Genomic DNA, 22,228 nt, shown 5'->3' with positions numbered 1-22,228 from the left:
TGCCTGCCTCCCCCGTGCCTCAGCCCGCTGTCTGCCGGAGCCTGCGCCAGACCGCCTTCGCCGCGTTGTGCCCGGACATGCCGTGCACGCCGGGACCCGGCGGGGTGGCCGACGAACAGATGAAGACGGCCGGGTGCGGGGTGCCGTAAGGGAACAGGGAGAGCTTGGGGCGGAGCAGGATCTGGAGTCCTGCGACGGCGCCGGAGCCGATGTCGCCGCCGACGTAGTTGGCGTTGCGGGCGGCCAGTTCGGGGGGGCCGGCGGTCGCGCGGGCGAGGACCAGGTCACGGAACCCGGGGGCGAAACGCTCCAGTTGGCGTTCGATGGCGTCGGTGAGGTCGCCGGTCCAGCCGCTGGGGACATGACCGTACGCCCAGAAGACCTGCTTGCCCTCCGGGGCCCGGGAAGGATCCATGACACTGGGCTGCACGGTGATCATGAACGGCTTGTCGGGGGCCCGGCCCTCGCGGGACGCGGCGCGCAGGGCGGTGTCGATCTCCCGGGCACTCGCCCCGATCTGCACGGTGCCGGCGACCCGGGCCTCCGGCGCGGTCCACGGCACCGGGCCGTCGAGTGCGTAGTCCACCTTGAAGACGCCGGGGCCGTAGCGGTAGCCGTCGTAGTAGCGGCCGAAGCCGGCGATACGGGCCAGGGCGGTGGGTGAGGTGTCGAAGATGTACGAGCGGGCGGGCGGCAGGTCGTCGAGGCGCTTGACCTCGTAGTCGGTGTGGATGCCGACGCCGAGGTCCTTGAGGTAGGCCGCGAGCGCGTCGGAGATGGACTGGGAGCCGCCGCGGGCGACGGGCCAGCCCCGCGCGTGCGCGGCGAGGGCGAAGACCAGACCGATGGCGCCGGTCGCGAACCCGTTGAGGGGGGCCATGACATGGGCGACCAGTCCGGCGAACAGGGCCTTGGCCCGCTCGTCACGGAAGCGGCGCAGCAGCAAGGTCGACGGGGGCAGGCCGACCAGGCCGAAGCGGGCGAGGGTGACCGGGTCGCGGGGCAGCGCGGTCAGCGGCAGCGCCATGAAGTCCCGTACCAGGGCATCCCATTTGGGCAGGAACGGCTCGACCAGCCTGCGGTACGTCCCCGCGTCGCGCGCTCCGAACGAGGCGGCCGTCTCGGCGACCGAGCGGGACAGCACGGCGGCGGTGCCGTCGGTGAACGGGTGCGCCATCGGCAGGTCCGCGTGCAGCCACTCCAGGCCGTACCGCTCCAGCGGAAGCGCGCGGAACGCGGGTGAGTTGATGCCGAGGGGGTGCGCGGCGGAGCACGGGTCGTGCCGGAAGCCGGGCAGCGTGAGCTCCTCGGTGCGGGCGCCGCCGCCGATGGTGTCCCGCGCCTCGAAGAGAGCCACGGAGAAGCCGCGGCGGGCCAGCTCCACGGCAGCGGTCAGTCCGTTCGGCCCCGCACCCACCACGCACGCATCGAGCATCGACGGCACCTTCGGACCCCTTCGTCAGCCGATGGCCACTGGATCAGGATATGACGGGGTACCGACAGTCCCCGGTCGCGGGGGACTGGATCGACGGGTGGTGTCCGGGTGGTGACCGTGGGTACCGCGTCTGAAGAGGCGTGACTCAGTTGTTCCCCGCCAGCAGCCCCGCGATCCGACGGGCCGTCGCCGCGTCCCTCGCCGTGGTGAACGGCAGGGCGTTGCCGCCGGTGATGCGGAACGGCTCGCCGGTGACGGTGAGATGGGTGCCGCCCGCCTCCTCGACGAGGAGCAGGCCCGCCGCGTGGTCCCAGGCCGCCTCCCAGGAGAACGCTGTGCCGTCCAACTCGCCGCGGGCGATGGCGAGATACTCCAGACCGGCCGAGCCGCAGGCGCGGGGAGCCACGCCGTCCGTCCACAGGCCCAGCAGGGCGCGCTTCTGGTCGTCCGTCGTGTAGTCCGGGTGGGAGGTGGCCACTTCGAGGTCCCGTCCGGGCGTGGGCGGCCCGGCGAACAGCCGCTCCCCGTCGAGGAAAGCGCCCTGGCCCTTTATGGCGGTGGCGAGTTGGTCGCGGGCGGGGGCGTGGATCCACGAGGCGAGCAGCACGCCGCCCTGCGCGAGCGCGACCAGGGTGCTGAAACCGTCCTCCCCGCGCACGAACTGCCGTGTCCCGTCGACCGGGTCGACGATCCAGACCGGGGCGTCGCCGCGTATCGCCTCGTACGAGGCCGGGTTGGCGTGCACCGCCTCCTCGCCGACCACGACGGAGCCGGGCAGGAGGGCGCCGAGCGCCTCGGTGAGGTACTGCTCGGCCAGCCGGTCGGCGTCGGTCACCAGGTCGTGCGGTCCGGCCTTCTCGTCGACCTCGTGCGCGGCGAGCCGGCGGAAGCGGGGCATGATCTCGGCCGCGGCGGCCTTGCGGACCGCCTCCTCCACGTCGGCCGAGTGGCGGGCGAGAAACTCGTCGATGGTTTCCATGTCTTCGATCATGACTCCATGAGAGCACGCGCCACTGACAATCCCCACCGGGTGGGTGGATGCCAGGTGGAATCGGCGTGAACAGCGAGCGCTGGAGTCAGAGGGGTCAGCGGAGGCAGAGGAGCCAGAAAGTCAGATCGGAGTAGTCACCGGCCCACCGCGTACCCCTGCATCCCCCGCGGATTCGCCGCCGCCGACAGGATCCCCGTCTCGGGGTCCCGCGCGACGGCGCACAGCCGCCCCTCCGACCAGGCGTCCCCGACGGTCACGTCATGTCCGCGCCGCCGCAGCTCCTCGACGACCCCGGCGTCCATGCGAGCCTCCACCGTCACGCTTCCCGGCCGCGTCCCGCGCGGGTAGAAGGAGCCGGGGAAGCTGTCGTTGTGCCAGTTCGGCGCGTCGATCGCCCCCTGGAGGTCGAGTCCGCCGCGCACCCGCGAGCGCAGCGCGACCGCCAGGAGGAAGTGCAGCTGCCACTGGTCCTGCTGGTCCCCGCCGGGCGTGCCGAAGGCCATGACGGGCACGCCGTCGCGCAGGGCGATCGAGGGGGTGAGCGTGGTCCGGGGGCGGCGCCCGGGCGTCAGGGAGTTCGGCAGCCCCTCCTCCAGCCAGGTCATCTGGAGCCGGGTACCGAGCGGGAAGCCCAGTTCGGGCACGACGGGGTTGGACTGGAGCCAGCCGCCGCTGGGCGTGGCGGCGACCATGTTGCCCCAGCGGTCGACGACGTCGAGGTGGCAGGTGTCGCCGCGGGTGGTCCCGTCGGCACCGACGGAGGGATGCGCCACGGTCGGCTCTCCCGCGCCCATGGGGCTGGACCCGGGCTCGTCGGAGATCACCACATCCGCGTGCTCGGACAGCCGGGGCGTACGCCCGCCGGGGCTCCCGGGCCGCAACTCGTACGAGGCCTTCTCCCCCACGAGCCGCCGCCGCTCGGCGTTGTACCCCTCCGACAACAACTCCCCGAGCGGTACCGCACCGGCATCCCCGTACCACGCCTCCCGGTCGGCCATGGCGAGCTTGCAGCCCTCGATGAGCAGGTGCACGTACGCGGCGGACCCGTAGGCGGGCAGCTCGGCCGGCAACAAGGCCAACTGCTGCAACAGCACCGGCCCCTGGCTCCAGGGCCCGGCCTTGCACAGGGTCCAGCCGTTCCAGTCGTACGTCGCCGGCGCCTCGTACGTCGCGGACCACCCGGCGAGATCGTCTGCGGTGAGCGTCCCGGCGTGCGGTTCACCACTGGTGTCCATAGTGGCCGTCTGCGCCTGCTGTACCAGCGCCTCACCGATGAACCCGCCCCGCCACACGTCCCGCGCGGCCTCGATCTGCGCGACCCGGTCCCCGGCCCGGTCGACCTCACCGAGCAGCCGCTTCCAGGTGGCGGCGAGCGCGGGATTCCGGAACAGCTCACCGGGCCGGGGGGCCTTCCCGCCCGGCAGATACACCTCCGCCGACGAGGTCCACTCGGTCTCGAACAACTCCCGTACGGCCTCGACGGTCGCCCCGACGTTCTCCACGGGCGCGTGCCCGTCCTCGGCGTACCCGATGGCGTACTTGAGCACCTCGGCAAGGGACTTGGTCCCGTGGTCGCGCAACAACACCATCCACGCGTCGAAGGCACCGGGCACGGCGGCGGCGAGCGGCCCGGTGCCGGGCACGAGATCCAGCCCGAGCCCCCGGTAATGTGCGACGGTCGCCCCCGCCGGCGCGACGCCCTGCCCGCACAGCACCCGCACCTCCCCACCGACGGGCGCGACCAGAATCGGCACCTCCCCCGCGGGCCCGTTGAGATGCGGCTCGACGACGTGCAGCACGAACGCCCCGGCCACCGCCGCGTCATACGCGTTCCCCCCGTCCTCCAGCACGGCCATCGCCGACTGCGAGGCGAGCCAGTGGGTGGAGGAGACCATGCCGAAGGTGCCGTGGAGGGTGGGGCGGGTGGTGAACACGGGCGGACTCCTCACTCGGGGGCGGCGGTCCCATGATCGTACGGAGCTATGCGGGCCGGGTGCCCGCCGTGAGGAGATGCCCGCTGATCCCGAGCAGCGTCGGTTCCGACTCGATGCGCCGGCTCGCCGCCAGGACGACCTCGCGGCGTTCCGGGTCGTCCAGCCACTCCTCGACGCCTCCCATGAGCCAGGCGGCACCCTCCAGGCCGTACTGGCCGTCGACGGTGAGTCCGGCCTCGGTGAACTCCGCGGGCGCCTCGTCGGGGTGGGCGAAGTAGGCGGTGGTGAAGAGGCCGCCGTCGGTGCCGTGCCGGCCGTGCTCGCCGACGGCGTCCGTACGGGCGCGTTGGGCGGGGTCGAAGTAGCGCTCCTCGCGCAGTACGTCGTGCAGTCCCGCGAACCGGTTGATGGTGGCCGCGACCACCAGGCCGCCCGGCCGGACCGCCCGGTACGCCTCCGCCAACGCCCTTGTCCGGTCGGTGCGTTCGGGCAGGTGGTACAGCGGTCCCAGCAGCAGGACCACGTCGTAGGCGGCATCGGGGGCGGGCAGCTCGCGGGCGTCCCCGAAACGGGCGGTGAGGCCGGGGATCCGCGCGGCCTGCTCCACGTGCAGCGGTACGGGGTCGACGAGTTCCACCTCGTACCCGTCCCGCACCAGCCACTCCGCGTGCACGCCGCTGCCCCCGCCGACGTCCAGCACCCGCGCGGGCGCCGGCGGCAGCAGTCGTCGCAGCACGTCCTGTGTGCGCCAGTACTCCAGGCGCCCGGCGGGAGCCCCTCCGTCCCGAAGCCGGCGGTCCTCTTTGCCGCGCGCGTAGTAGGCGAGGATCTCCTCGCGAACGGCGGGCCGGCGTGGCTGTGTCGTCTCCGTCATGGCCCCAGGTTGCTGATCGGTGCCCGCTGCCCGCAACGGGATATCAGCCGCGGGCGGTCACCAGTCCCGACTCATAGGCGAACACGACCAGTTGGGCCCGGTCCCGCGCCCCCAGCTTCGTCATCGCCCGGCTCACATGCGTCTTCGCCGTGAACGGACTGATCACCATGTGCGCGGCGATCTCCTCGTTGGTGAGCCCGCGCGCGGCCAGTGCGGTCACCTCCCTCTCCCGCCGAGTCAGGCATTCCAGGCCGGGAGCCGTGGCCCGGTCCGGAGGACGAGACACGAACTCGCCGATCAGCGTGCGGGTCACCGAGGGCGACAGCAGTGCCTCGCCGCCCGCCACGACCTCGATCGCCTGGAGCAGGTCCGCCGGGTCCGTGTCCTTGAGGAGGAAGCCGCTCGCGCCCGCGCGCAGGGCCTCGAAGACGTACTCGTCGAGGCCGTAGTTGGTGAGGATGACCACGCGGACGGCGGACAGGGCGGGGTCGGCGGCGATGTGGCGGGTCGTCTCGATGCCCGTCATCACCGGCATCTGTACGTCGACCAGGGCGATGTCGGGGATCTGGGCGCGGATCAGCGCAAGGCCCTGCTCCCCGTCCGCCGCCTCCCCCACCACCTCGATGCCGTCCTCGGCCTCCAGCAGGGCCCGGAACCCGGCCCGCATCAGCGCCTGATCGTCGACGAGCGCGACTCTGATCACGCGGCCTCCCCCGACGGCAGTACCGCCCGCACCTCGAACCCGCCCTCCGCGCGCGGAGCGGCGTGCAGGGACCCTCCGAGTGCCGTGACGCGTTCCCGCATGCCGGTCAGACCGATGCCCGGCGTCGGAGGGCGGGACGGGTCGGCGTTGCCGTCGTCCTCCACCAGTACCGTCAACTGCCCCTCCTCATGAGCGATCCCCACTCGCACCTTCGCGGCCCCCGCATGCCGCGCCGCGTTCGTCAGCGCCTCCTGCACGATCCGGTACACCGCCCGCTCGACCGTCGCCGGCAGCTCCCGTTCCTCGCCCGTCACCGTCAGGTCCACGGCGAGGCCGGCGGCCCTGGCCCGTTCCACGAGCAGCGCGGGCGTGCCCATGACCTCGTCGGTGCGCAGGATCTCCAGGGTGGAGCGGAGTTCCCGCATGGCCTCGCCGCTCGCCTCCTGGATGGCCAGCAGGGCGGGCGGCACCTCCTCGCCCCGTTTGCGGGCCAGGTGCACGGCCACGCCCGCCTGGAGTTTGACGATCGAGATGCTGTGGGTCAGGGAGTCGTGCAACTCCCTCGCTATGCGCAGGCGTTCCTCGCCCGCCCGGCGCAGCGCGGCCTCCTCGCGGGTGCGTTCCGCCTCCAGGGCGCGCTGTTCCGTCTGGCGCAGATAGGCCTGCCAGTTGCGGTCGGCGAGACCCGTGACCGCCGCGAACAGGAACCAGCCCATGAGCAGCGCCGCGTTCTCCACGACGTCCCGTGCCGTCAGGCCCGTCGCGACATACGCGGTCAGGTAGAGCCCGCTCGCCAGCAGCGCCCAGCCCCGATGTCCCACCCGCGCGGCCGTGTGCACCGCGGCCAGGACGGGGAGGGCCGCCGGGAGTCCGGGTTGCGCGAGCAGGACGTAGGCCGCGCCGAAGAGCGTCGACACGGCCAGGACCGCCAGCGGGGCCGCCCGGTAGAAGCCCAGCGCGGCCGAACTCACCGCCACCAGGACGTAGTCCAGCCATGCCCTGTCCCCGTCGAAGGCGACCGTGGTCATCGCCAGCGCACCGATCACGACCGTCAGCGCCGCGTCGGCAAGAACCCTGCGTGTGACCAGGTGCCCGCTCATGTCCGCACACTAGACGTCCCCGCCGACCCCGGCGTCAGCCCTGTGGACAACTCCCCGACTACTCCCCACGCAGTAGTCGAGCCGCCGGGCCCGCACCGCCGGAGCAGCGCCAACTCCCTTCGGCCGTACGACGACCCGGGGCAGCCGGCGGGCGCAGGCTGCTGCCCATGCCCACACCTTTCCGCTACACCGAGCCCCTGCCGCCCAAGGCGGCCACCGGACGGGTCGCCGAGGTCTACACCCAGCTCGCGCACGACTTCGGCATCGACGAGCCGGTCACGTTCGTGGTCCTCTCCTCCGCGCCCGAACTCCTCGCCCCCACCTGGGCGTTGATGCGCGAGTCGCTCATCGCGGGCCCGGGCAGCCGTACCGGCAAGGAACTGGCGGCGCTCGGGGTCTCGCTCGCCAACAAGTGCCCGTTCTGCGTGGACGCCCACACCGTGCTCCTGCACGCCACCGGCGACCACGCCCTCGCCGAGCGCCTCGCACGCGGCGAACGGCCCGAGAACGAGGAGCACGCGCGCGTACTGGACTGGGGCAAACGAACCCGCGTGCCGGGTGCCCTGGGCCCCGCGCCCTTCACCCCGGCCCGGACAGCAGACACCCCCGCCCCCGACCCGTACCCCTTCCCCCACGACCACGCCCCCGGCTACCTCGGCACCGCCCTCGCCTTCCACTTCATCAACCGCGTCGTCTCCGCCCTCCTCACCGAGAACCTGCTGCCCGGCAACGCCCAGCGCTTCCGTCCGGTGCGCAGTCTCGCGGGCCGTACGCTCGCCCGGACCGTGCGCCGCCGGGCCCGCCCCGGGGCGGCGCTGGCGCTGCTGGACCTCCCGGACCCCGGTGAGTCCCCCGCGTGGGCGGGCGGTACGGCCGTCGGTCCCGCGTACGCGGCACTGCTGAGGGCAGCCATGGACGGCGCCGGACTGCTCGACGCCGACGACCAGGACCTGGTGGAGGCGGCGGTGATGGACTGGGACGGGTCGCATCCGCCGCTCGCCCCCGACACCTTCCCCGACCGGAACGAGCGCCCCGGCGCCCGTCTCGCCCTGCTCGCCGCCCTCGCGCCGTACCGCATCACGGACGCGGACGTGGCCGCGTGGCGTCGCCCCGAGCACACCGATCACTGTCTCGTGCATCTCGTCGCATACGGGGCGTTCCTCGCCGTCGACCGGATCGAGTCGGCGTTCACCCACCACCCCGTACGCATCTGACGGGCCGACGCAACGGACGACCGAACGGACGCCGACGCGGCGACATAACAGGACACACGCCGCGTCAACAGCGAGCCGCAGTCACCGCACATGTACGGAGCGAGTTGGCACTACCGCCCCACAGGGAGTCGTGTGACACTGGCGTCCCGTCCGCAGTGCGGACCCCTTCCGCACCGTCCCCCACGGAAAAAGTGCGCCTGTGCGTTCCCTTCCTCTGCCGCTCGCTCTGACCGCGCGTCTGTCGCCGGTCGTCGTGCTCGCCGTCGCGGGCTGGTCGATCTCCTCGGGCCCCGCTCCGAGCTCCGACGACGACGCCGCATCGAAGGGCGGCGGCACCCCGTCCGCCTCGGCCCCGGCGACGGCGGCGGCCTCGAAGGCGTACGCCGCGTCTCCCGCACCCTGCGGCAGTGTCACCGCGAAGACGCTCAAGTCGCTGGTGCCGGGCGCCAAGACGGCCGGCAAGGAGATCCCGTCGACGGACACCAAGCTCCGCCGGACCTGCTCCTGGAACGCGCTCAAGGGGTACGACTACCGCTGGCTCGATGTGTCCTTCGAGATCACGGACTCGGACGAAGCGGCACAGAAGTCGTACAAGGAGCGGATCGCGGAGAAGAGCGGCGGAGGGGATGTTCCGGGCGTCGGTGACGCGGGCTACTCCGTCGTGAACCTCACCACGGAGGACAAGCAGCAGACCCGTGAGGGCGTGGTGATCGTGCGGGCGTCCAACGCGCTGATCGTCGTCACCTACAACGGCAGCGACTTCGAGTCGAAGAAGGCGCCCGACACGGACGTGATCAACAAGGGCGCCATCAAGGCGGCGAAGGAAGCGGTGGCAGCGCTGGAGGGCGGTCAGTAGCACCGACCGCCCTCGCAGCGAACGCCGACCGCCCCCTCGGCCGACCCGGCCTCAGACCTTGGCCTTGATGCCTTCCTGCTCGATGCCCTCCTGCTCCTTGCCCAGCGGCAGCATCAGCACGACGTACAGCACCAGCGAGGCGCTCAGGCCCACGGCCCAGCCGTAGTCGGCCAGCGGCTTGAGGAACGGGATGAATCCGTCCGTCGGGAACGGTCCCGTCTTGGACCCGTCCGCGCCGACACCGGAGTACGACCCGCCGACCGCGAGCAGGCCGCCGACCGCGAAGGCCACGATCGCCCGCCAGTTCCAGCCGTTGGAGTACCAGTAGCGCCCGCCGGGCGTGTACAGGTCCGCCAGGTGCAGAACCGTCCTGCGCACGATCCAGTAGTCGGCGATGAGGATGCCCGCGACCGTGCCGAGCAGTCCGCCGACCACGCCGAGCCAGGTGAAGATGTAGAACTCCGGCGTCGAGATCAGCTTCCACGGGAAGATCAGGATGCCGACGACACCCGTGATCAGCGCGCCCGTACGGAAGTTGATGAGCTTCGGCGCCAGGTTCGCGAGGTCGTACGCCGGTGAGACCACGTTCGCCGCGATGTTCACGGAGATGGTGGCGACCAGCACGATGATGAGCGCGAAGAGCAGACCGAAGGCGTTGTCCGTCTTGGCGGCCAGCGTGACCGGGTCCCAGATCGCCTCGCCGTAGACGACCTCGGAGCCGGACGTCACCAGCACGGCCAGGACCGCGAAGAGGGTCATCGTGGTCGGCAGGCCCAGGGCCTGGCCCCAGGTCTGCGCCTTCTGGCTGGCGCCGAAGCGGGTGAAGTCGGGGATGTTGAGCGACAGGGTGGCCCAGAAGCCGATCATGCCCATGAGCGACGGGAAGAAGACCGGCCAGAAGTCGGGGCCCCAGCCGAGCTTGGACGGCTGGTCGAGCAGCGCGCCGAAGCCGTCCGCCTTGACCGCGATCCAGATCAACAGCACCAGCGCGCCGACGATCACGAAGGGCGCGGCCCAGTTCTCGAAGTGCCGCAGGAAGTCCATGCCGCGGTAGATGATCGCGATCTGGAGCGCCCAGAAGAGCAGGAAGCACAGCCACAGCGGCCACGGGTTGCCGGCGATCTTGCCCGCGTTCTCCCAGTGCCCGCCGGTCAGCTTGGAGCCCAGCGCGAAGATGCCGCTGCCGCCGATCCAGGTCTGGATACCGAACCAGCCGCACGCCACTGCGGCCCGGATCAGCGCCGGGATGTTGGCGCCGCGCAGCCCGAAGGAGGCACGGGCGAGCACCGGGAACGGGATGCCGTACTTGGGCCCGGCATGGCCCGTGGCGAGCATCGGCAGCAGCACGATGATGTTGGCCAGGGCGATCGTGAAGACGGCCTGCTTCCAGTCCATCCCGAGCGCGACCAGGCCGGAGGCCAGGGTCCAGCTGGGAATGCAGTGGGCCATGGAGATCCACAGCGCCGCGAAGTTGTACGTCGTCCACTTGCGCTCGGCGACCGGTACGGGACGCAGGTCGTCGTTGGCGAAGGGGCTGTCGACGGGAAAGGCCTCGGGACTGAGTTCGATGCGGCCGCCGGCGTCGGCGGCCTGGGATATCGGCGACCCCGTGGGGACTGTGTCGGTCATGGGCAGGCCAATCGGTTCAGAGCGGGACGGGAAAGGCCGTGCGGGGGCCTTGGGCCCTCCCTCCCCGGGACGGCGGGGAGGAAGGAGACAAGGTGTGGGGGGTCGGAGGGGCGGTCAGGCGTCGACCACCGTGGGAACGACGGTCAGGCGTTGACCGCGGGGATGATCTTCGAGCCGTACGCGTCGATGGTGGCTTCCTGCGCGTCGTGCATGTCGTAGACGGCGAACTGGTCGACGCCCAGCTCGCGCAGGGCGTTGAGCTTCTCGATGTGCTTCTCGACGGGTCCGATGACGCAGAACCGGTCGACGATCTCGTCCGGCACGAACGCGGTGTCCGGGTTGTCGGCACGCCCGTGATGCGAATAGTCGTACCCCTCACGGGCCTTGATGTAGTCCGTGAGCTCGTCGGGTACGGCGGCGGAGTGCTCGCCGTACTTGGACACCAGGTCGGCCACATGGTTGCCGACCATCCCGCCGAACCAGCGGCACTGCTCGCGCGCGTGGGCGAGCGCCTCGGGCGAGTCGTCCTCGGTGACGTATGCGGGGGCGGCGACGCAGATCTTGACCTCGGACGGGTCGCGTCCGGCGGCGACGGCCGCGTCCTTGACCGCCTTCACCATGTACTCGGTCAGGTACAGGTCGGCGAGCTGGAGGATGAACCCGTCGGCCTCCTCGCCCGTCATCTTCAGGGCCTTGGGACCGTACGCGGCCATCCATACGGGGAGTTCGGCGTCCTCCTTGATCCAGGGGAACTTGATGACCGTGCCCCCGAGGTCCGCCGACTGCCCCGAGCCGAGCGCCCTGATGACCTTCATGGCCTCGCTGATACGGGCCAGGGTGTTGGGGGTCCGCCCCGCGACCCGCATCGCCGAGTCACCGCGGCCGATGCCGCACACCGTGCGGTTGCCGAACATGTCGTTGAGGGTGGCGAACGTGGATGCGGTGACCTCCCAGGTGCGGGTGCCCGGGTTGGTGACCATCGGGCCGACCGTCAACTTCGAGGTGTTCGCGAGGATCTGACTGTAGATCACGAACGGCTCCTGCCAGAGCACGGCGGAGTCGAAGGTCCAGCCGTACGTGAAGCCGTTGCGCTCGGCCCGCTTCATCAGGCTGACGACCTTCGAGGCCGGCGGGTCGGTCTGCAGGACGAGTCCGAAGTCCATGTGCGCCACTCCTAGTTCAGGTACTGACAGGTGGAGCGGGGGGTGTAGACGCCGTGACCGGCGCGTCCGGTGTACTCCCGCTCGGTGATGACGAGTTCGCCGCGCGAGAGGACCGTCTCGACCCGGCCGGTGATGCGCTTGCCCTCGTACGCCGAGTAGTCGACGTTCATGTGGTGGGTCTCGGCGGAGACGATCTGCTCGGCGTGCGGGTCGTAGATGACGACGTCGGCGTCGGCGCCCGGCGCGATCGTGCCCTTCTTCGGGTACATGCCGAACATCCGGGCCGGGGTGGCGCAGGCGATCTCGATCCAGCGGCGGCGGGTGATGTGCCCGTCGACGACGGCCTGGTGGAGCAGGTCCATACGGTTCTCGACGCCGGGAAGGCCGTTGGGGATCTTGGAGAAGTCGCCGCGGCCGAGCTCCTTCTGGCCCACGAAGCAGAAGGGGCAGTGGTCGGTGGAGACGACCTGGAGGTCGTTGGTCCTCAGGCCCTGCCAGAGCTTGGCCTGGTGCTCCTTGGGGCGAAGCGGCGTGCTGCACACGTACTTCGAGCCCTCGAAGTCCGGCTCCGCGAGGTTGTCCGTCGACAGGAACAGGTACTGCGGGCAGGTCTCGCCGAAGACGTTGAGCCCCTCGTCGCGCGCCCGTGCCAGCTCGGCCACTGCCTCCATGGCCGAGACGTGCACGACGTACAGCGGGGCGCCCGCGACCTGCGCGAGCTTGATGGCGCGGTGGGTGGCCTCGGCTTCGAGGAGGGCCTTGCGGACCTCTCCGTGATAGCGCGGGTCGGTCTCGCCGCGGGCCAGGGCCTGCTCCACGAGCACGTCGATCGCGATGCCGTTCTCGGCGTGCATCATGATCAGGCCGCCGTTCTCGGCGGAGCGCTGCATGGCGCGCAGAATCTGGCCGTCGTCGCTGTAGAAGACGCCGGGGTAGGCCATGAACTGCTTGAAGGAGGTCACCCCTTCCTCGACCAGCAGGTCCATCTCCTTGAGCGTCTCCTGGTTCACATCGGAGACGATCATGTGGAAGGCGTAGTCGATCGCGCAGTTGCCCTCCGCCTTGGCGTGCCAGGCGTCGAGGCCCTCGCGCAGGGAGTGGCCGACGCTCTGCACGGCGAAGTCGACGATGGTCGTCGTACCGCCCCAGGCGGCGGCCCGGGTGCCGGTCTCGAAGGTGTCGGAGGCGAAGGTGCCGCCGAACGGCAGCTCCATGTGGGTGTGGGCGTCGACGCCACCGGGGATGACGTACTTCCCGGTGGCGTCGATGGTCCGCTCGCCGGTGAACGCTTCGGCGGCGGACGTGCCCGAGGCGGCGAGGGCGGCGATGCGGCCGTCCTCGATCAGCACGTCGGCGTGGATCTCGTCGGACGCGGTGATGACGAGACCACCGCGGATGACGGTACGGCTGCGGCTGCTCATGCTCCCTCTCCTGGATCGCTGGTCGGTTGGCTGCGGGTCGTTTGTGGCTGGTCGCGCCCACGCGGCGTCAGCCGCATATCGGCGCTGCCCCGCGCCCCTTCGGGGCGCAGGGTGTGCGGGTCGCTCTTACGGTGCCGTCAGCGGCGGGTACGCGTCCGGGCGGCGGTCGCGGTAGAACTGCCAGCGGTCGCGGACCTCGCGGAGCTTGGCCATGTCCAGGTCGCGGACGACGAGTTCGGTCTCCTTGTCGGAGGCCACCTCGCCGACGAACTGGGCCTCCGGGTCGACGAAGTACGTCGTCCCGTAGAAGTCGTTGTCGCCCAGCTCCTCGACCCCGACCCGGTTGATCGCGCCGACGAAGTACTCGTTGGCGACGGCCGCGGCCGGCTGCTCCAGCTGCCACAGGTAGGCGGACAGTCCGCGCGAGGTGGCCGACGGGTTGAAGACGATCTCGGCGCCTTCGAGACCCAGGGCGCGCCAGCCCTCGGGGAAGTGCCGGTCGTAGCAGATGTAGACGCCGATCTTCCCGACGGCCGTGTCGAAGACGGGCCAGCCGAGGTTGCCGGGACGGAAGTAGAACTTCTCCCAGAATCCCGGTACTTGGGGGATGTGGTGCTTGCGGTACTTGCCGAGGTACGAGCCGTCCGCGTCGATCACGGCGGCGGTGTTGTAGAGGACGCCCGGCTGCTCCTCCTCGTACATCGGCAGGATCAGGACGATTCCGAACTCCTTGGCCAGCGCCTGGAATCGCTTGACGATCGGCCCGTCCGGCACGGCTTCCGCGTACTCGTAGAACGCCTTGTCCTGGACCTGGCAGAAGTACGGTCCGTAGAACAGCTCCTGGAAGCACAGGACTTGAGCACCCTGCGCGGCCGCGTCGCGGACCGCCTGCTCGTGGACCTGGATCATCGATTCCTTGTCGCCCGTCCACGCGGTCTGGAAGAGGGCGGCACGAATCACTCTGCTCATCGGGACCTCCGGTCGCTCGGTGTGCGAGAAGGCTAGAAAGCCGACAAGCGGGCTTTGAGTTGCACCGTGTCACGTCTGCGGGCGTGCGGCGTGCCACGGTGTCACCCTGTCGTGGACCCATGTTTCACCGCCGTTTTCCCAGGTCGTGGCATGTTTCAGGCCTGTTGCGCGTCGTGCGCGAGGAGCGCGATGTGCACCGAGGCGGCCTGTTCGAAGTCGTCGAGGTCGACGCCGAGCCGTCCCTGTATCGCCTCAAGGCGGCGGTACAGCGCGGGCCGGGAGACGTGGTGGAGCTGGGCGGTGCGGGACTTGTTGCGGCCGGTGGCGAGATAGGTCCGCAGGACGGCGAGCAGCCCGTCACCCGAGCCGGAGCCGGTTCCCGTGCCGGAGTCGCAGAGCAGCCCGTCCAGTTCCCGTTCGGCGAAGGACTGCACATGCGGGTCGTCGCGCAACAGCCGTATCAGACCGCGCAGATGGACGTCCTTGAGGCGTACGACGGCCGGGAGGTCGAGCGCTCCGGAGGCGACGGCGTCCGCGACGTGCTGGGCCTCGCGCATCCCGGCGGGGACGTCGTCCCAGGCGGTACGCGGGTCGGCGGCCGCCACGACGGTCTCCTTCAGCCGGGCCGCGAAGTTCGCCGTGAGGACCGCGGCGTCCTGGTCCCGGGCCAGACTCAGCAGTACGGCGGTCGCCCCGTCGGCGAGTTCGGCGACGATGCCGGGCAGCCCCAACAGCCGTAGCACCCGGTCGAGTTCGGCGGGATCGCCGTCCCGTACGACCAGCGGCACGAAGGTCCGCCGGTTGACGGGCAGTCCGGCGGCCCGTGCCCGCGGCAGCAGCTGCCTCGCCGGTACGACCCCGCTGGCCAGGTCGGTGAGCAGGCTCTGCGCGGACTGTTCCTCCCAGGTGTGGGCGGAGTTCCCGGCGAGCATGCGGTGCAGGACGAGGGCCTCGGCGGCCCGGTCGGCGAGCAGCCGTCCGGCGGCGGTGTCCCCGCGGTAGCCGCACAGCAGGATCTCGCCCCACCGCTCGCCGCGTCCGCCCAGTTCGGCCCGGATCCAGCCGTCGCCCTCGCTGCCGCCCGCCTGCCGGGCGATGCGCTCCCAGTCCCGCAGCACGTCGTCGACGGCCGGCCGCTCGCCCGCCGTGGCGAGGACGCGGTGGGCGAGGTTGGTGACGACTACGGGGCAGGCGCTGTGCTGGGCGATCTCGTCGAGGAGCCGTTGCAGGGGGGCGCCCGCGGTGATGAGTCCGGTGAGGGTGGTGCGTACGGCCTCGGAGAGGCTGACGGCGGCGAACTTCCGCCGCACCAGCCGGGACTGGACCTCCTCCGTCAGGTCGGCGAAGGGGAAGGGCCGGTGGAGGACGACCATGGGCAGCCCGCACCGCTCGGCGGCCCGCCGCATCACGTCCGGCGGCGCGGGGAACGCCCGCCCGAGGCCCAGGACGACGGCGGCGGCCTCCGCCCGGTGCAGGGACTGGATGTACTCGGCCTGGGCGCCCTCGTCGCCGGCGAGCAGTACGCCGGTGGTGAGGACCATCTCCCCGCCGCTGAGCATGACGCCGACGTCGGCGGCCTCGGCGACATGCACCCAGCGCACGGCGCGGTCGAGCTGGGCCGCTCCGGCCACCACCTCGGGCTCCCCGGCGAGCACCCGTTCCAGGGTGAGGACCTGGCGGACGGACAGGGCCGGTTCCAGATGGTCCAAGGTGGTGGTCATAGCGGCGGTTCCCTTGCTCACGATGTGCTCGATGTGCTGCTAGTGGATGCTCCTCAGAGCGTTCTCGAGGATCGCGGCGCCTTCCTCGGCCTCCGCGACGGTGAGGGACAGCGGCGGTGCGATGCGCAGGGCGCTGGTGTTGTGGCCGCCGCCCTTGCCGAGCAGCAGGCCGCCCTCGCGGGCCGCTTCGAGCACGGCGGACGCGGCGTCCGGGTCGGCCTGGTCGGTGCCGGGCTTGACCAGCTCGACGCCGATCATCAGCCCGCGCCCGCGCACCTCGCGTACGCCGGGAGTCTGCGCGGCGACGGCCCGCAGCCGCTCGATGAGCAGTCCGCCGACGCGCCGGGCGTTGCCCTGGAGGTCGTGTTCCAGCAGGTACGACAGGTTGGCGAGCCCCGCCGCCATGGTCACCTGGGTGCCGCCGAAGGTCGAGATGCTGTTGGCGTCCAGGCAGTTCATGATCTCGGCGCGGGCCACGACCCCGCCGATGGACATGCCGTTGCCGATGCCCTTGGCGAAGGTGAGCAGGTCGGGCGGCCCGGAGGCGGCGTGTGCCTGCCAGCCCCAGAAGTGGTCGCCGGTGCGGCCCCAGCCGGTCTGCACCTCGTCGGCGATCCACAGGATGCCGCGCTCGGCGAGCACCTCGCGGAAGGCCGCGTACAGGCCGTCGGGAGGTGAGGTGAAACCGCCGACGCCCTGGATGGGCTCCGCGATCAGCGCCGCGGGCGGGCGGGTGTGGCCCAGCAGGTCGGTGAGGTCGTCGACGCACGCCGCGATGAACTCGTCGTCGCTCAGGGAGGCGTACGGGCCGCGCGACCGCACGCCGCCATGGACGTACAGCGTCTGGAGCGGTGACAGCGAGGTCGGCGACCAGCCCCGGTTGCCGGTGATGCCGACCGCGCTGAAGGAGCGGCCGTGGTAGCTGTTGCGCATCGCCAGGATCGTGTTGCTGCGCCGGTACGTCGTCGCCAGCAGCAGGGCCGTGTCGTTGGCCTCCGTCCCGGAGCTGGTGAAGAAGACCCGGGCGTCCGGGATGCCGGACAACTGGGCGATCCGCTCGGCGAGTTCGACCATCGGCCGGTTGAGGTAGAGCGTGGACGAATGGATGATCCGCCCGGCCTGCTCGCTCACCGCCTTGGTGACCTCGGGCAGCGCGTGCGCGGTCATCGTCGTCAGGATGCCGCCGAAGAAGTCGAGGTACTTGTTGCCCGCGGCGTCCCACACGTGCCGGCCCTCGCCGTGGGTGAGCTCCAGCGGGTCCTCGTAGTAGAGGGCGAGCCAGTCGGGCAGGACGGACCGGTGACGGCCCAGCAGATCCTTGTTGCTCACGGCTGCACCAGCCCCTCGTACGCGTCGGGCCTGCGGTCCCGGTAGAAGGCCCACTGCTGCCGTACCTCTTCGATGAGATCGAAGTCGAGGTCCCGGACGAGGAGTTCCTCGACCTTGTCACTGGCGGTGTCCCCGACGAACTGGCCGCGCGGGTCGACGAAGTACGACGTCCCGTAGAAGTCGTTGTCGCCGTACTCCTCGACGCCGACCCGGTTGATCGCGGCGACGAAGTACTCGTTGGCGACGGCTGCGGCGGGCTGTTCGAGCCGCCACAGGTAGGAGGAGAGGCCTCGGTGGGTGGCCGACGGGTTGTAGACCAACTGGGCGCCATTGAGGCCGAGTTGCCGCCAGCCCTCCGGGAAGTGACGGTCGTAGCAGATGTATACGCCGACCTTTCCCACAGCGGTGTCGAAGACCGGCCAGCCCGCGTTCCCCGGCTTGAAGTAGTACTTCTCCCAGAAGCCCTTGACCTGCGGGATGTGGTGCTTGCGGTACTTGCCGAGGAAGGTGCCGTCGGCGTCGATCACGGCGGCGGTGTTGTAGTAGAAGCCGGACTGCTCGACCTCGAAGACCGGCACGACGATCACCATGCCGGTCTCGCGTGCGAGCTCCTGCATACGAACCACGGTCGGTCCGTCGGGCACGGGTTCGGCCCAGCGGTAGTGCTCCGGCTCCTGGACCTGACAGAAGTAGGGGGCGTTGAAGACTTCCTGGAACCCGATGATCTTCGCGCCCTGACGGGCCGCCTCGCGGGCGTGCTCCTCGTGTTTCGCCACCATGGACTCGGTGTCGCCGGTCCAGGTGGCCTGGACCAGAGCGGCACGTACGACGTTGGCCATGAGCTGCTCCTTCGACGGGACCTCAGAGCCTCTACGCCCGTAGACGCAGGACGTAGAGGGTCGAAAGTAAGCCTCTCCGGAAGCCTTGCCAAGACCATCGTCGTTAACCCGCTGAGTCGATCACGTTTCACACCCTCGTGGGTGAGCGACGGGCCCGGTGAGGGGCTTTCCGGAGTGGCGGTGTGGGGCCTCTCCAGAGCCGTCTCAGGCGGTGAATCCGGCGACCCGGAGCGCGTGCACCAGGTCCCAGTGCCGCTCCTCCGAGACGCCCCGGGCGGCCTCCAGGAGCAGCGGTACGAGGGTCTGCGGGCCCGGCGCGGCGCTGCGGGCGGCCTCTTCCGGGGTGCGGACCCGGACGTACGCGTCGAGCAGCGCGGCCACCTCGCGGCGGCGCCCCTCGGCGACCAGGCCGAGCACGGCGCCGCCGATCTCCTCGGCGGGCCGGGCGACGCCCTGCCGCAGGATCTGCTCCCCGTCGGTGCCCCTCCCCGCCCCCACCAGCGCGTCCGCCGCCGCGACCAGCCGGTCGGCGGGCAGCGAGGCGGCCTCCCACAACAGCGTCGCCCAGTCGTGCCCGAGCCCGGCGCGCTGGAGCTCGGCGGCGAGCAGCGGAAAACGGGCGGCGGGCCAGTACGCGGCCTCGACGAGCAGCGCGTGCGCCTCCCCGCTGCGCCCGTCCGCCCGCAGCCGCAGCAACGTCTCGACCGTCTCTACGACCTCCCGCCCGGCCCCGGCGTCCAACGCCCCGGCCTGCGCATCGGCCGCCCCCACGGCCTCCTCGGCGGCCCCGGCGAACCGGGCCCCGCGCGGGCTGCGGCGCGTGGCCGCGGCGGGCGTCGGCAGCGTGGGCACCGCTGTCGGCGGTACGACGACGGGGGCGGCCTCCTCCTCGTCCATCCCGGCGAACCGCGCACTGCCCCGGCGACGCTTGCGCTGCTTGGGGGCGGGCTCGGCGGGGGGTGCGGGCTGGGACGCGGCGGCTGATTCCGAGGGGGTCGTTTCGGCAGGGCCCGCATCGGCACCCACGGCCCCGGCGGGCCCGAAACCGGCGGAATCCACGCCGGTACCCACCGCCACGGCAGGCCCGAAATCGGCGGCGTTGTGGTCGTGCGAGGCTCCGGCCCATCCGGGGCCCCCGCCGGCCGCGGAGCCCTGAGGCTCGCCCGCCGAGGCACCACGGCGCCGCCAGTCCTGGAAGGCGTCTCCCGCCGTATCCTGCGTGTCCCGCTGCCGAGCGTCGTGGGAGTCGCCCCCGGGGCCGTGCCCCGGCCGCTCCGAGCCGGCGCCGGCACCCGCCCGGCCGTGATCGTCCCCCCGGTTCCCGGCCGCACCCCAGCCGGCCTGCTCGGCGGCTGCGCGCGCGTCGCGCTGTTGCGGCATGCCCGGCGTGCGGCCGCTCTCCGGCCGCGTACCGCCCGTGCCGTACTCGGGGCCCGGTGCGTGCCCGGTCTCCTGCCAGGCGCCACCCGCGCCGTACTCCGCCTCGATGCGGAACACTCCGCCCGCCCGGCCCCGGCGGATCGCCTGCGCCTGGCCCTCCGCCGAGCGCTGGTCCAACCGCTCGATCCGCTGGCGGAGTTCGGCGCAGCGCGCGGTCGCGCGTTCGTGGTCGTCGTGGGCCCAGGCGAGGTCGAGGCGGATGGCGTCGGCGGCTTCGCGGGTGGTGGCGGAGGCGAGCAGACGGCCCAACTCGGCCTGGCGCTCGGCGGCGTAGCGCTGTTCGCGGAGCATGATGTCGAGCCGGTCGCCGAGGGCGTCACGGCCGCCGGGGCGGGAGTCGTGGGCGGCGAGTGCCTCGGTGTGCAGCGCGTGGGCCTGCCGGGCCTCGGGAGCGGTCGCCTCGGTGCCGTACTCGGTGGCCAGATCCTGGAGCAGCGACTCCACCACGTCCCAGGGCGGTACTTCACGCCCTTCGAGACAGGCCTGCATGCCGTCCGGGTCGCGCTGCCAGAACACCGCGCACCAGCCGCCGCCCTGATCCAGGCGCGCCAGCAGACCGTTCAGGTAGTTCGCGAACTCCCGCACCCGGCCCGGGAGTTGATCCACAGCCATCGCTCAACTCCCGCCAGACCGGAGCACTCCGGTCCGTAAGACAACACGAGTCGTGTTACGGAAAGGCTACGCGGAGTTTTCGGACTGGACGCAGAGTGCGCCGCCCCTGCCGCAACGTGACGTGCGGCGGCGGCCCGGACCCGGCTTCACACGACGATCAGCGCGCACCGCCCCGCGATCTCGTCCATCGACAGTCCGAGCACCTCGGCCAGCGCGGCCACCGTGAAGAACGCCGGGGTCGGCGCGCGGCCGGTCTCGATCTTCCGGAGGGTCTCGGCGGAGATCCCGGCGGCCGCCGCGACCTCGGCCATGCTGCGGTCGCCGCGCGATGCGCGCAGCAGCCGCCCGAGCCGCTCGCCGCGTTCGCGCTCTTCGGGGGTGAGTGGGGTGCGTACCATGCCCCCATTCTAATACCGGTATAGTAATTGGCATGGTGGAACTGAAGACGGACACATCGATCGACGCCATGTACGAGGCCGGACAGGTCGTGGGGCGGGCCCTCACCGCCGCGCGCAAGGCCGCCGGCGTGGGCGTATCCCTGCTGGAACTGGACGAGGTGGCGCACGACGTGCTGCGGGAGGCGGGTGCGTCCTCGCCGTTCCTCGGCTACCGGCCCTCCTTCGCGCCGACCGCCTTCCCGGCCGTCCTCTGTGCCTCCGTGAACGACGCGATCGTGCACGGCATCCCGACCCGCTACCGGCTGCGCGACGGCGACCTCGTCTCGATCGACTTCGGCGCCGAACTGGGCGGCTGGGTCGGCGACTCGGCGCTCAGCTTCACGGTCGGCACCCCGCGCCCGGCCGACGTACGCCTGATCGAGACGGCGGAGCGGGCCCTCGCCGCGGGTATCGAGGCCGCCGTCGTCGGCAACCGCATCGGCGACATCGCGCACGCGATCGGCACGGTGTGCCGGGCCGCCGGCTACGGCATCCCGGACGGCTTCGGCGGCCACGGCATCGGCCGCCGTATGCACGAGGACCCGGGGGTCCCCAACGAGGGCCGCCCCGGCCGCGGCATGAAACTGCGGCACGGCATGGTCCTGGCGATCGAGCCGATGCTGATCGGAGGCGGCACCGACGGCTACCACGCCGACGTGGACGGCTGGACCCTGCGCACCAACGACGGCTCCCGCGCGGCCCACGCCGAGCACACGGTGGCGATCACGGACGCGGGCCCGCGGATCCTCACGGCCCGCACGGACTGACGGGCCCGCGGACCGGCGGGGGATTCGGGCCGCGCTCGCCCTCAGCCCGAACGGCCCACCGGGGCCGTCGAGTTACTGAGCTTTGCCTCGCGATGTCCGCGCCGCTCAGCTCGGCCTACCTGCTTTTCTGCTGGGGGTCCGGGGGTTATCCCCCGGGAAAGCACAGTACCCTGCGGCATGCTGATCCGAGAGGGCACACCCGCCGACGCCGACGCCATCGCCGCCCTGCACACGGCCAGCTGGCGCAGCGCGTACGCCACCCTCCTGCCGTCCTCGTACCTGCACGGTCCCGTGGCGGAGGAACACCGGCAGCAGTGGCGGACCCGCACCGCCGCCCTCTCCCCCGGCCAACTGCTGCTGACCGCCCACCAGGACGGCGAACTGCACAGCTTCGTCTATCTGCGCCCCGCCGCCGACCACAGCGTCCACGTCGACAACCTCCACGTCCACCCGGACCGCGTGGGTACGGGCCTCGGCCGTCTCCTCCTGCACCGCGGCCTCGCCTGGGCGCGGGCCACGTACCCGGGCCGGGACGTCGTCCTGGAGGTGCTGCGGGGCAACGATCGTGCGATCGTGTTCTACGAGCGCCAAGGCGGCCTGCGCACGGCCGAGCGCCCGCTGCGACTGGCCCCCGACCTCGTGGTGGACGAGATCGAGTACACCTGGCCCGCGGAACCGGTGGGTCGCCAGGGCGAGGACGGACCAGAGGTGTAACCGGCCGCTACGCGGGTTACCCGACTCCGGCACGTCGATCGGCGAGGGCGTCCCGGCCCCGCGGGGACGCCGGATGGGAA

19 protein-coding genes are annotated in these 22,228 nt (G+C 71.6%); 4 read left to right on the top strand and 15 right to left on the bottom strand.

The features are described from left to right. Positions 1 to 19: 19 nt before the first annotated feature. The 6 genes from ABZ928_RS03375 to ABZ928_RS03350 all read right to left on the bottom strand — a co-directional run bounded on the left by ABZ928_RS03375 (position 20) and on the right by ABZ928_RS03350 (position 7,037). Positions 20 to 1,435: an NAD(P)/FAD-dependent oxidoreductase gene (locus ABZ928_RS03375; RefSeq protein WP_361514763.1), complete on the bottom strand. Its 1,416-nt coding sequence runs from the start codon at positions 1,433 to 1,435 to the stop codon at positions 20 to 22. A gap of 145 nt (positions 1,436 to 1,580) precedes the next feature. After that, the gene (locus ABZ928_RS03370; RefSeq protein WP_361514762.1) at positions 1,581 to 2,426 is read right to left on the bottom strand and encodes an inositol monophosphatase family protein; all 846 of its coding nucleotides are present in this window, start codon (positions 2,424 to 2,426) and stop codon (positions 1,581 to 1,583) included. Positions 2,427 to 2,560: 134 nt separating this feature from the next. Continuing rightward, on the bottom strand, positions 2,561 to 4,360 hold the full coding sequence (locus ABZ928_RS03365) for a gamma-glutamyltransferase (protein ID WP_361514761.1): 1,800 nt from the start codon (positions 4,358 to 4,360) through the stop codon (positions 2,561 to 2,563). 46 nt (positions 4,361 to 4,406) lie between these two features. Then, positions 4,407 to 5,234: a class I SAM-dependent methyltransferase gene (locus ABZ928_RS03360; protein WP_361514760.1), complete on the bottom strand. Its 828-nt coding sequence runs from the start codon at positions 5,232 to 5,234 to the stop codon at positions 4,407 to 4,409. 43 nt (positions 5,235 to 5,277) lie between these two features. Next, complete coding sequence (locus tag ABZ928_RS03355; RefSeq protein WP_361514759.1) at positions 5,278 to 5,937, bottom strand: response regulator transcription factor; 660 nt, start codon at positions 5,935 to 5,937, stop codon at positions 5,278 to 5,280. Continuing rightward, the gene (locus tag ABZ928_RS03350; RefSeq protein WP_361514758.1) at positions 5,934 to 7,037 is read right to left on the bottom strand and encodes a sensor histidine kinase; all 1,104 of its coding nucleotides are present in this window, start codon (positions 7,035 to 7,037) and stop codon (positions 5,934 to 5,936) included. Before ABZ928_RS03350 ends, ABZ928_RS03355 begins: the two co-directional genes overlap by 4 nt. Before the next feature lie 167 nt (positions 7,038 to 7,204). Between ABZ928_RS03350 and ABZ928_RS03345 the strand changes: the two genes are divergently transcribed. Together ABZ928_RS03345 and ABZ928_RS03340 are read left to right on the top strand one after the other, a co-directional pair. After that, positions 7,205 to 8,251: a carboxymuconolactone decarboxylase family protein gene (locus tag ABZ928_RS03345; protein WP_361514757.1), complete on the top strand. Its 1,047-nt coding sequence runs from the start codon at positions 7,205 to 7,207 to the stop codon at positions 8,249 to 8,251. A 199-nt stretch (positions 8,252 to 8,450) separates the two neighbouring features. Then, positions 8,451 to 9,107, top strand: a complete 657-nt coding sequence (locus ABZ928_RS03340) for a hypothetical protein (RefSeq protein WP_361514756.1) — start codon at positions 8,451 to 8,453, stop codon at positions 9,105 to 9,107. A 51-nt stretch (positions 9,108 to 9,158) separates the two neighbouring features. Here ABZ928_RS03340 and ABZ928_RS03335 read toward each other — a convergent pair whose 3' ends face one another. From ABZ928_RS03335 to ABZ928_RS03295, 9 genes are all read right to left on the bottom strand, one after another. Next, entirely contained in the window at positions 9,159 to 10,736 is a 1,578-nt protein-coding gene (locus ABZ928_RS03335; protein ID WP_361514755.1) for an NCS1 family nucleobase:cation symporter-1, read from the bottom strand. Positions 10,737 to 10,879: 143 nt separating this feature from the next. After that, on the bottom strand, positions 10,880 to 11,899 hold the full coding sequence (locus tag ABZ928_RS03330) for a TIGR03842 family LLM class F420-dependent oxidoreductase (RefSeq protein WP_361514754.1): 1,020 nt from the start codon (positions 11,897 to 11,899) through the stop codon (positions 10,880 to 10,882). Between the two features lie 11 nt (positions 11,900 to 11,910). Beyond that, positions 11,911 to 13,320, bottom strand: coding sequence for a dihydropyrimidinase (gene hydA, locus ABZ928_RS03325; protein ID WP_361514753.1), 1,410 nt, complete (start codon positions 13,318 to 13,320; stop codon positions 11,911 to 11,913). A 126-nt stretch (positions 13,321 to 13,446) separates the two neighbouring features. Further along, positions 13,447 to 14,289, bottom strand: a complete 843-nt coding sequence (locus ABZ928_RS03320; RefSeq protein ID WP_361514752.1) for a nitrilase-related carbon-nitrogen hydrolase — start codon at positions 14,287 to 14,289, stop codon at positions 13,447 to 13,449. Positions 14,290 to 14,444: 155 nt separating this feature from the next. Continuing rightward, complete coding sequence (locus ABZ928_RS03315; protein WP_361514751.1) at positions 14,445 to 16,010, bottom strand: PucR family transcriptional regulator; 1,566 nt, start codon at positions 16,008 to 16,010, stop codon at positions 14,445 to 14,447. Positions 16,011 to 16,049: 39 nt separating this feature from the next. After that, complete coding sequence (locus ABZ928_RS03310; protein ID WP_361514750.1) at positions 16,050 to 17,339, bottom strand: aspartate aminotransferase family protein; 1,290 nt, start codon at positions 17,337 to 17,339, stop codon at positions 16,050 to 16,052. Continuing rightward, positions 17,336 to 18,178, bottom strand: coding sequence for a nitrilase-related carbon-nitrogen hydrolase (locus tag ABZ928_RS03305; RefSeq protein ID WP_361514749.1), 843 nt, complete (start codon positions 18,176 to 18,178; stop codon positions 17,336 to 17,338). Before ABZ928_RS03305 ends, ABZ928_RS03310 begins: the two co-directional genes overlap by 4 nt. A gap of 204 nt (positions 18,179 to 18,382) precedes the next feature. Further along, the gene (locus tag ABZ928_RS03300; protein WP_361514748.1) at positions 18,383 to 20,230 is read right to left on the bottom strand and encodes a hypothetical protein; all 1,848 of its coding nucleotides are present in this window, start codon (positions 20,228 to 20,230) and stop codon (positions 18,383 to 18,385) included. Between the two features lie 146 nt (positions 20,231 to 20,376). Continuing rightward, on the bottom strand, positions 20,377 to 20,628 hold the full coding sequence (locus ABZ928_RS03295) for a helix-turn-helix transcriptional regulator (protein ID WP_361514747.1): 252 nt from the start codon (positions 20,626 to 20,628) through the stop codon (positions 20,377 to 20,379). 32 nt (positions 20,629 to 20,660) lie between these two features. Here ABZ928_RS03295 and map point away from each other — a divergent pair, with 32 nt between their 5' ends. Then, positions 20,661 to 21,434 (top strand): type I methionyl aminopeptidase, encoded by a 774-nt coding sequence (gene map / locus ABZ928_RS03290; protein ID WP_361514746.1) that lies wholly within the window; start codon positions 20,661 to 20,663, stop codon positions 21,432 to 21,434. Positions 21,435 to 21,611: 177 nt separating this feature from the next. Continuing rightward, on the top strand, positions 21,612 to 22,148 hold the full coding sequence (locus tag ABZ928_RS03285; protein ID WP_361514745.1) for a GNAT family N-acetyltransferase: 537 nt from the start codon (positions 21,612 to 21,614) through the stop codon (positions 22,146 to 22,148). The last annotated feature ends 80 nt before the right edge of the window (positions 22,149 to 22,228 follow it).

Origin of the sequence: Streptomyces sp. NPDC046909, from assembly GCF_040644695.1 — a bacterium.
GTDB lineage: Bacteria > Actinomycetota > Actinomycetes > Streptomycetales > Streptomycetaceae > Streptomyces.
The sequence above is the reverse complement of the archived record's forward strand: the minus strand, read 5'-3'. Positions and strand labels throughout refer to the sequence as shown.

What these genes read in the sequence shown, in the direction of transcription:
- ABZ928_RS03375 (WP_361514763.1), bottom strand. Translation starts at nt 1,435, where the DNA reads ATGCTCGATGCGTGCGTGGTGGGTGCGGGGCCGAACGGACTGACCGCT.
- ABZ928_RS03370 (WP_361514762.1), bottom strand. Translation starts at nt 2,426, where the DNA reads ATGATCGAAGACATGGAAACCATCGACGAGTTTCTCGCCCGCCACTCG.
- ABZ928_RS03360 (WP_361514760.1), bottom strand. Translation starts at nt 5,234, where the DNA reads ATGACGGAGACGACACAGCCACGCCGGCCCGCCGTTCGCGAGGAGATC.
- ABZ928_RS03350 (WP_361514758.1), bottom strand. Translation starts at nt 7,037, where the DNA reads ATGAGCGGGCACCTGGTCACACGCAGGGTTCTTGCCGACGCGGCGCTG.
- ABZ928_RS03345 (WP_361514757.1), top strand. Translation starts at nt 7,205, where the DNA reads ATGCCCACACCTTTCCGCTACACCGAGCCCCTGCCGCCCAAGGCGGCC.
- ABZ928_RS03335 (WP_361514755.1), bottom strand. Translation starts at nt 10,736, where the DNA reads ATGACCGACACAGTCCCCACGGGGTCGCCGATATCCCAGGCCGCCGAC.
- ABZ928_RS03330 (WP_361514754.1), bottom strand. Translation starts at nt 11,899, where the DNA reads ATGGACTTCGGACTCGTCCTGCAGACCGACCCGCCGGCCTCGAAGGTC.
- hydA (WP_361514753.1), bottom strand. Translation starts at nt 13,320, where the DNA reads ATGAGCAGCCGCAGCCGTACCGTCATCCGCGGTGGTCTCGTCATCACC.
- ABZ928_RS03320 (WP_361514752.1), bottom strand. Translation starts at nt 14,289, where the DNA reads ATGAGCAGAGTGATTCGTGCCGCCCTCTTCCAGACCGCGTGGACGGGC.
- ABZ928_RS03315 (WP_361514751.1), bottom strand. Translation starts at nt 16,010, where the DNA reads ATGACCACCACCTTGGACCATCTGGAACCGGCCCTGTCCGTCCGCCAG.
- ABZ928_RS03305 (WP_361514749.1), bottom strand. Translation starts at nt 18,178, where the DNA reads ATGGCCAACGTCGTACGTGCCGCTCTGGTCCAGGCCACCTGGACCGGC.
- ABZ928_RS03300 (WP_361514748.1), bottom strand. Translation starts at nt 20,230, where the DNA reads ATGGCTGTGGATCAACTCCCGGGCCGGGTGCGGGAGTTCGCGAACTAC.
- ABZ928_RS03295 (WP_361514747.1), bottom strand. Translation starts at nt 20,628, where the DNA reads ATGGTACGCACCCCACTCACCCCCGAAGAGCGCGAACGCGGCGAGCGG.
- map (WP_361514746.1), top strand. Translation starts at nt 20,661, where the DNA reads ATGGTGGAACTGAAGACGGACACATCGATCGACGCCATGTACGAGGCC.
- ABZ928_RS03285 (WP_361514745.1), top strand. Translation starts at nt 21,612, where the DNA reads ATGCTGATCCGAGAGGGCACACCCGCCGACGCCGACGCCATCGCCGCC.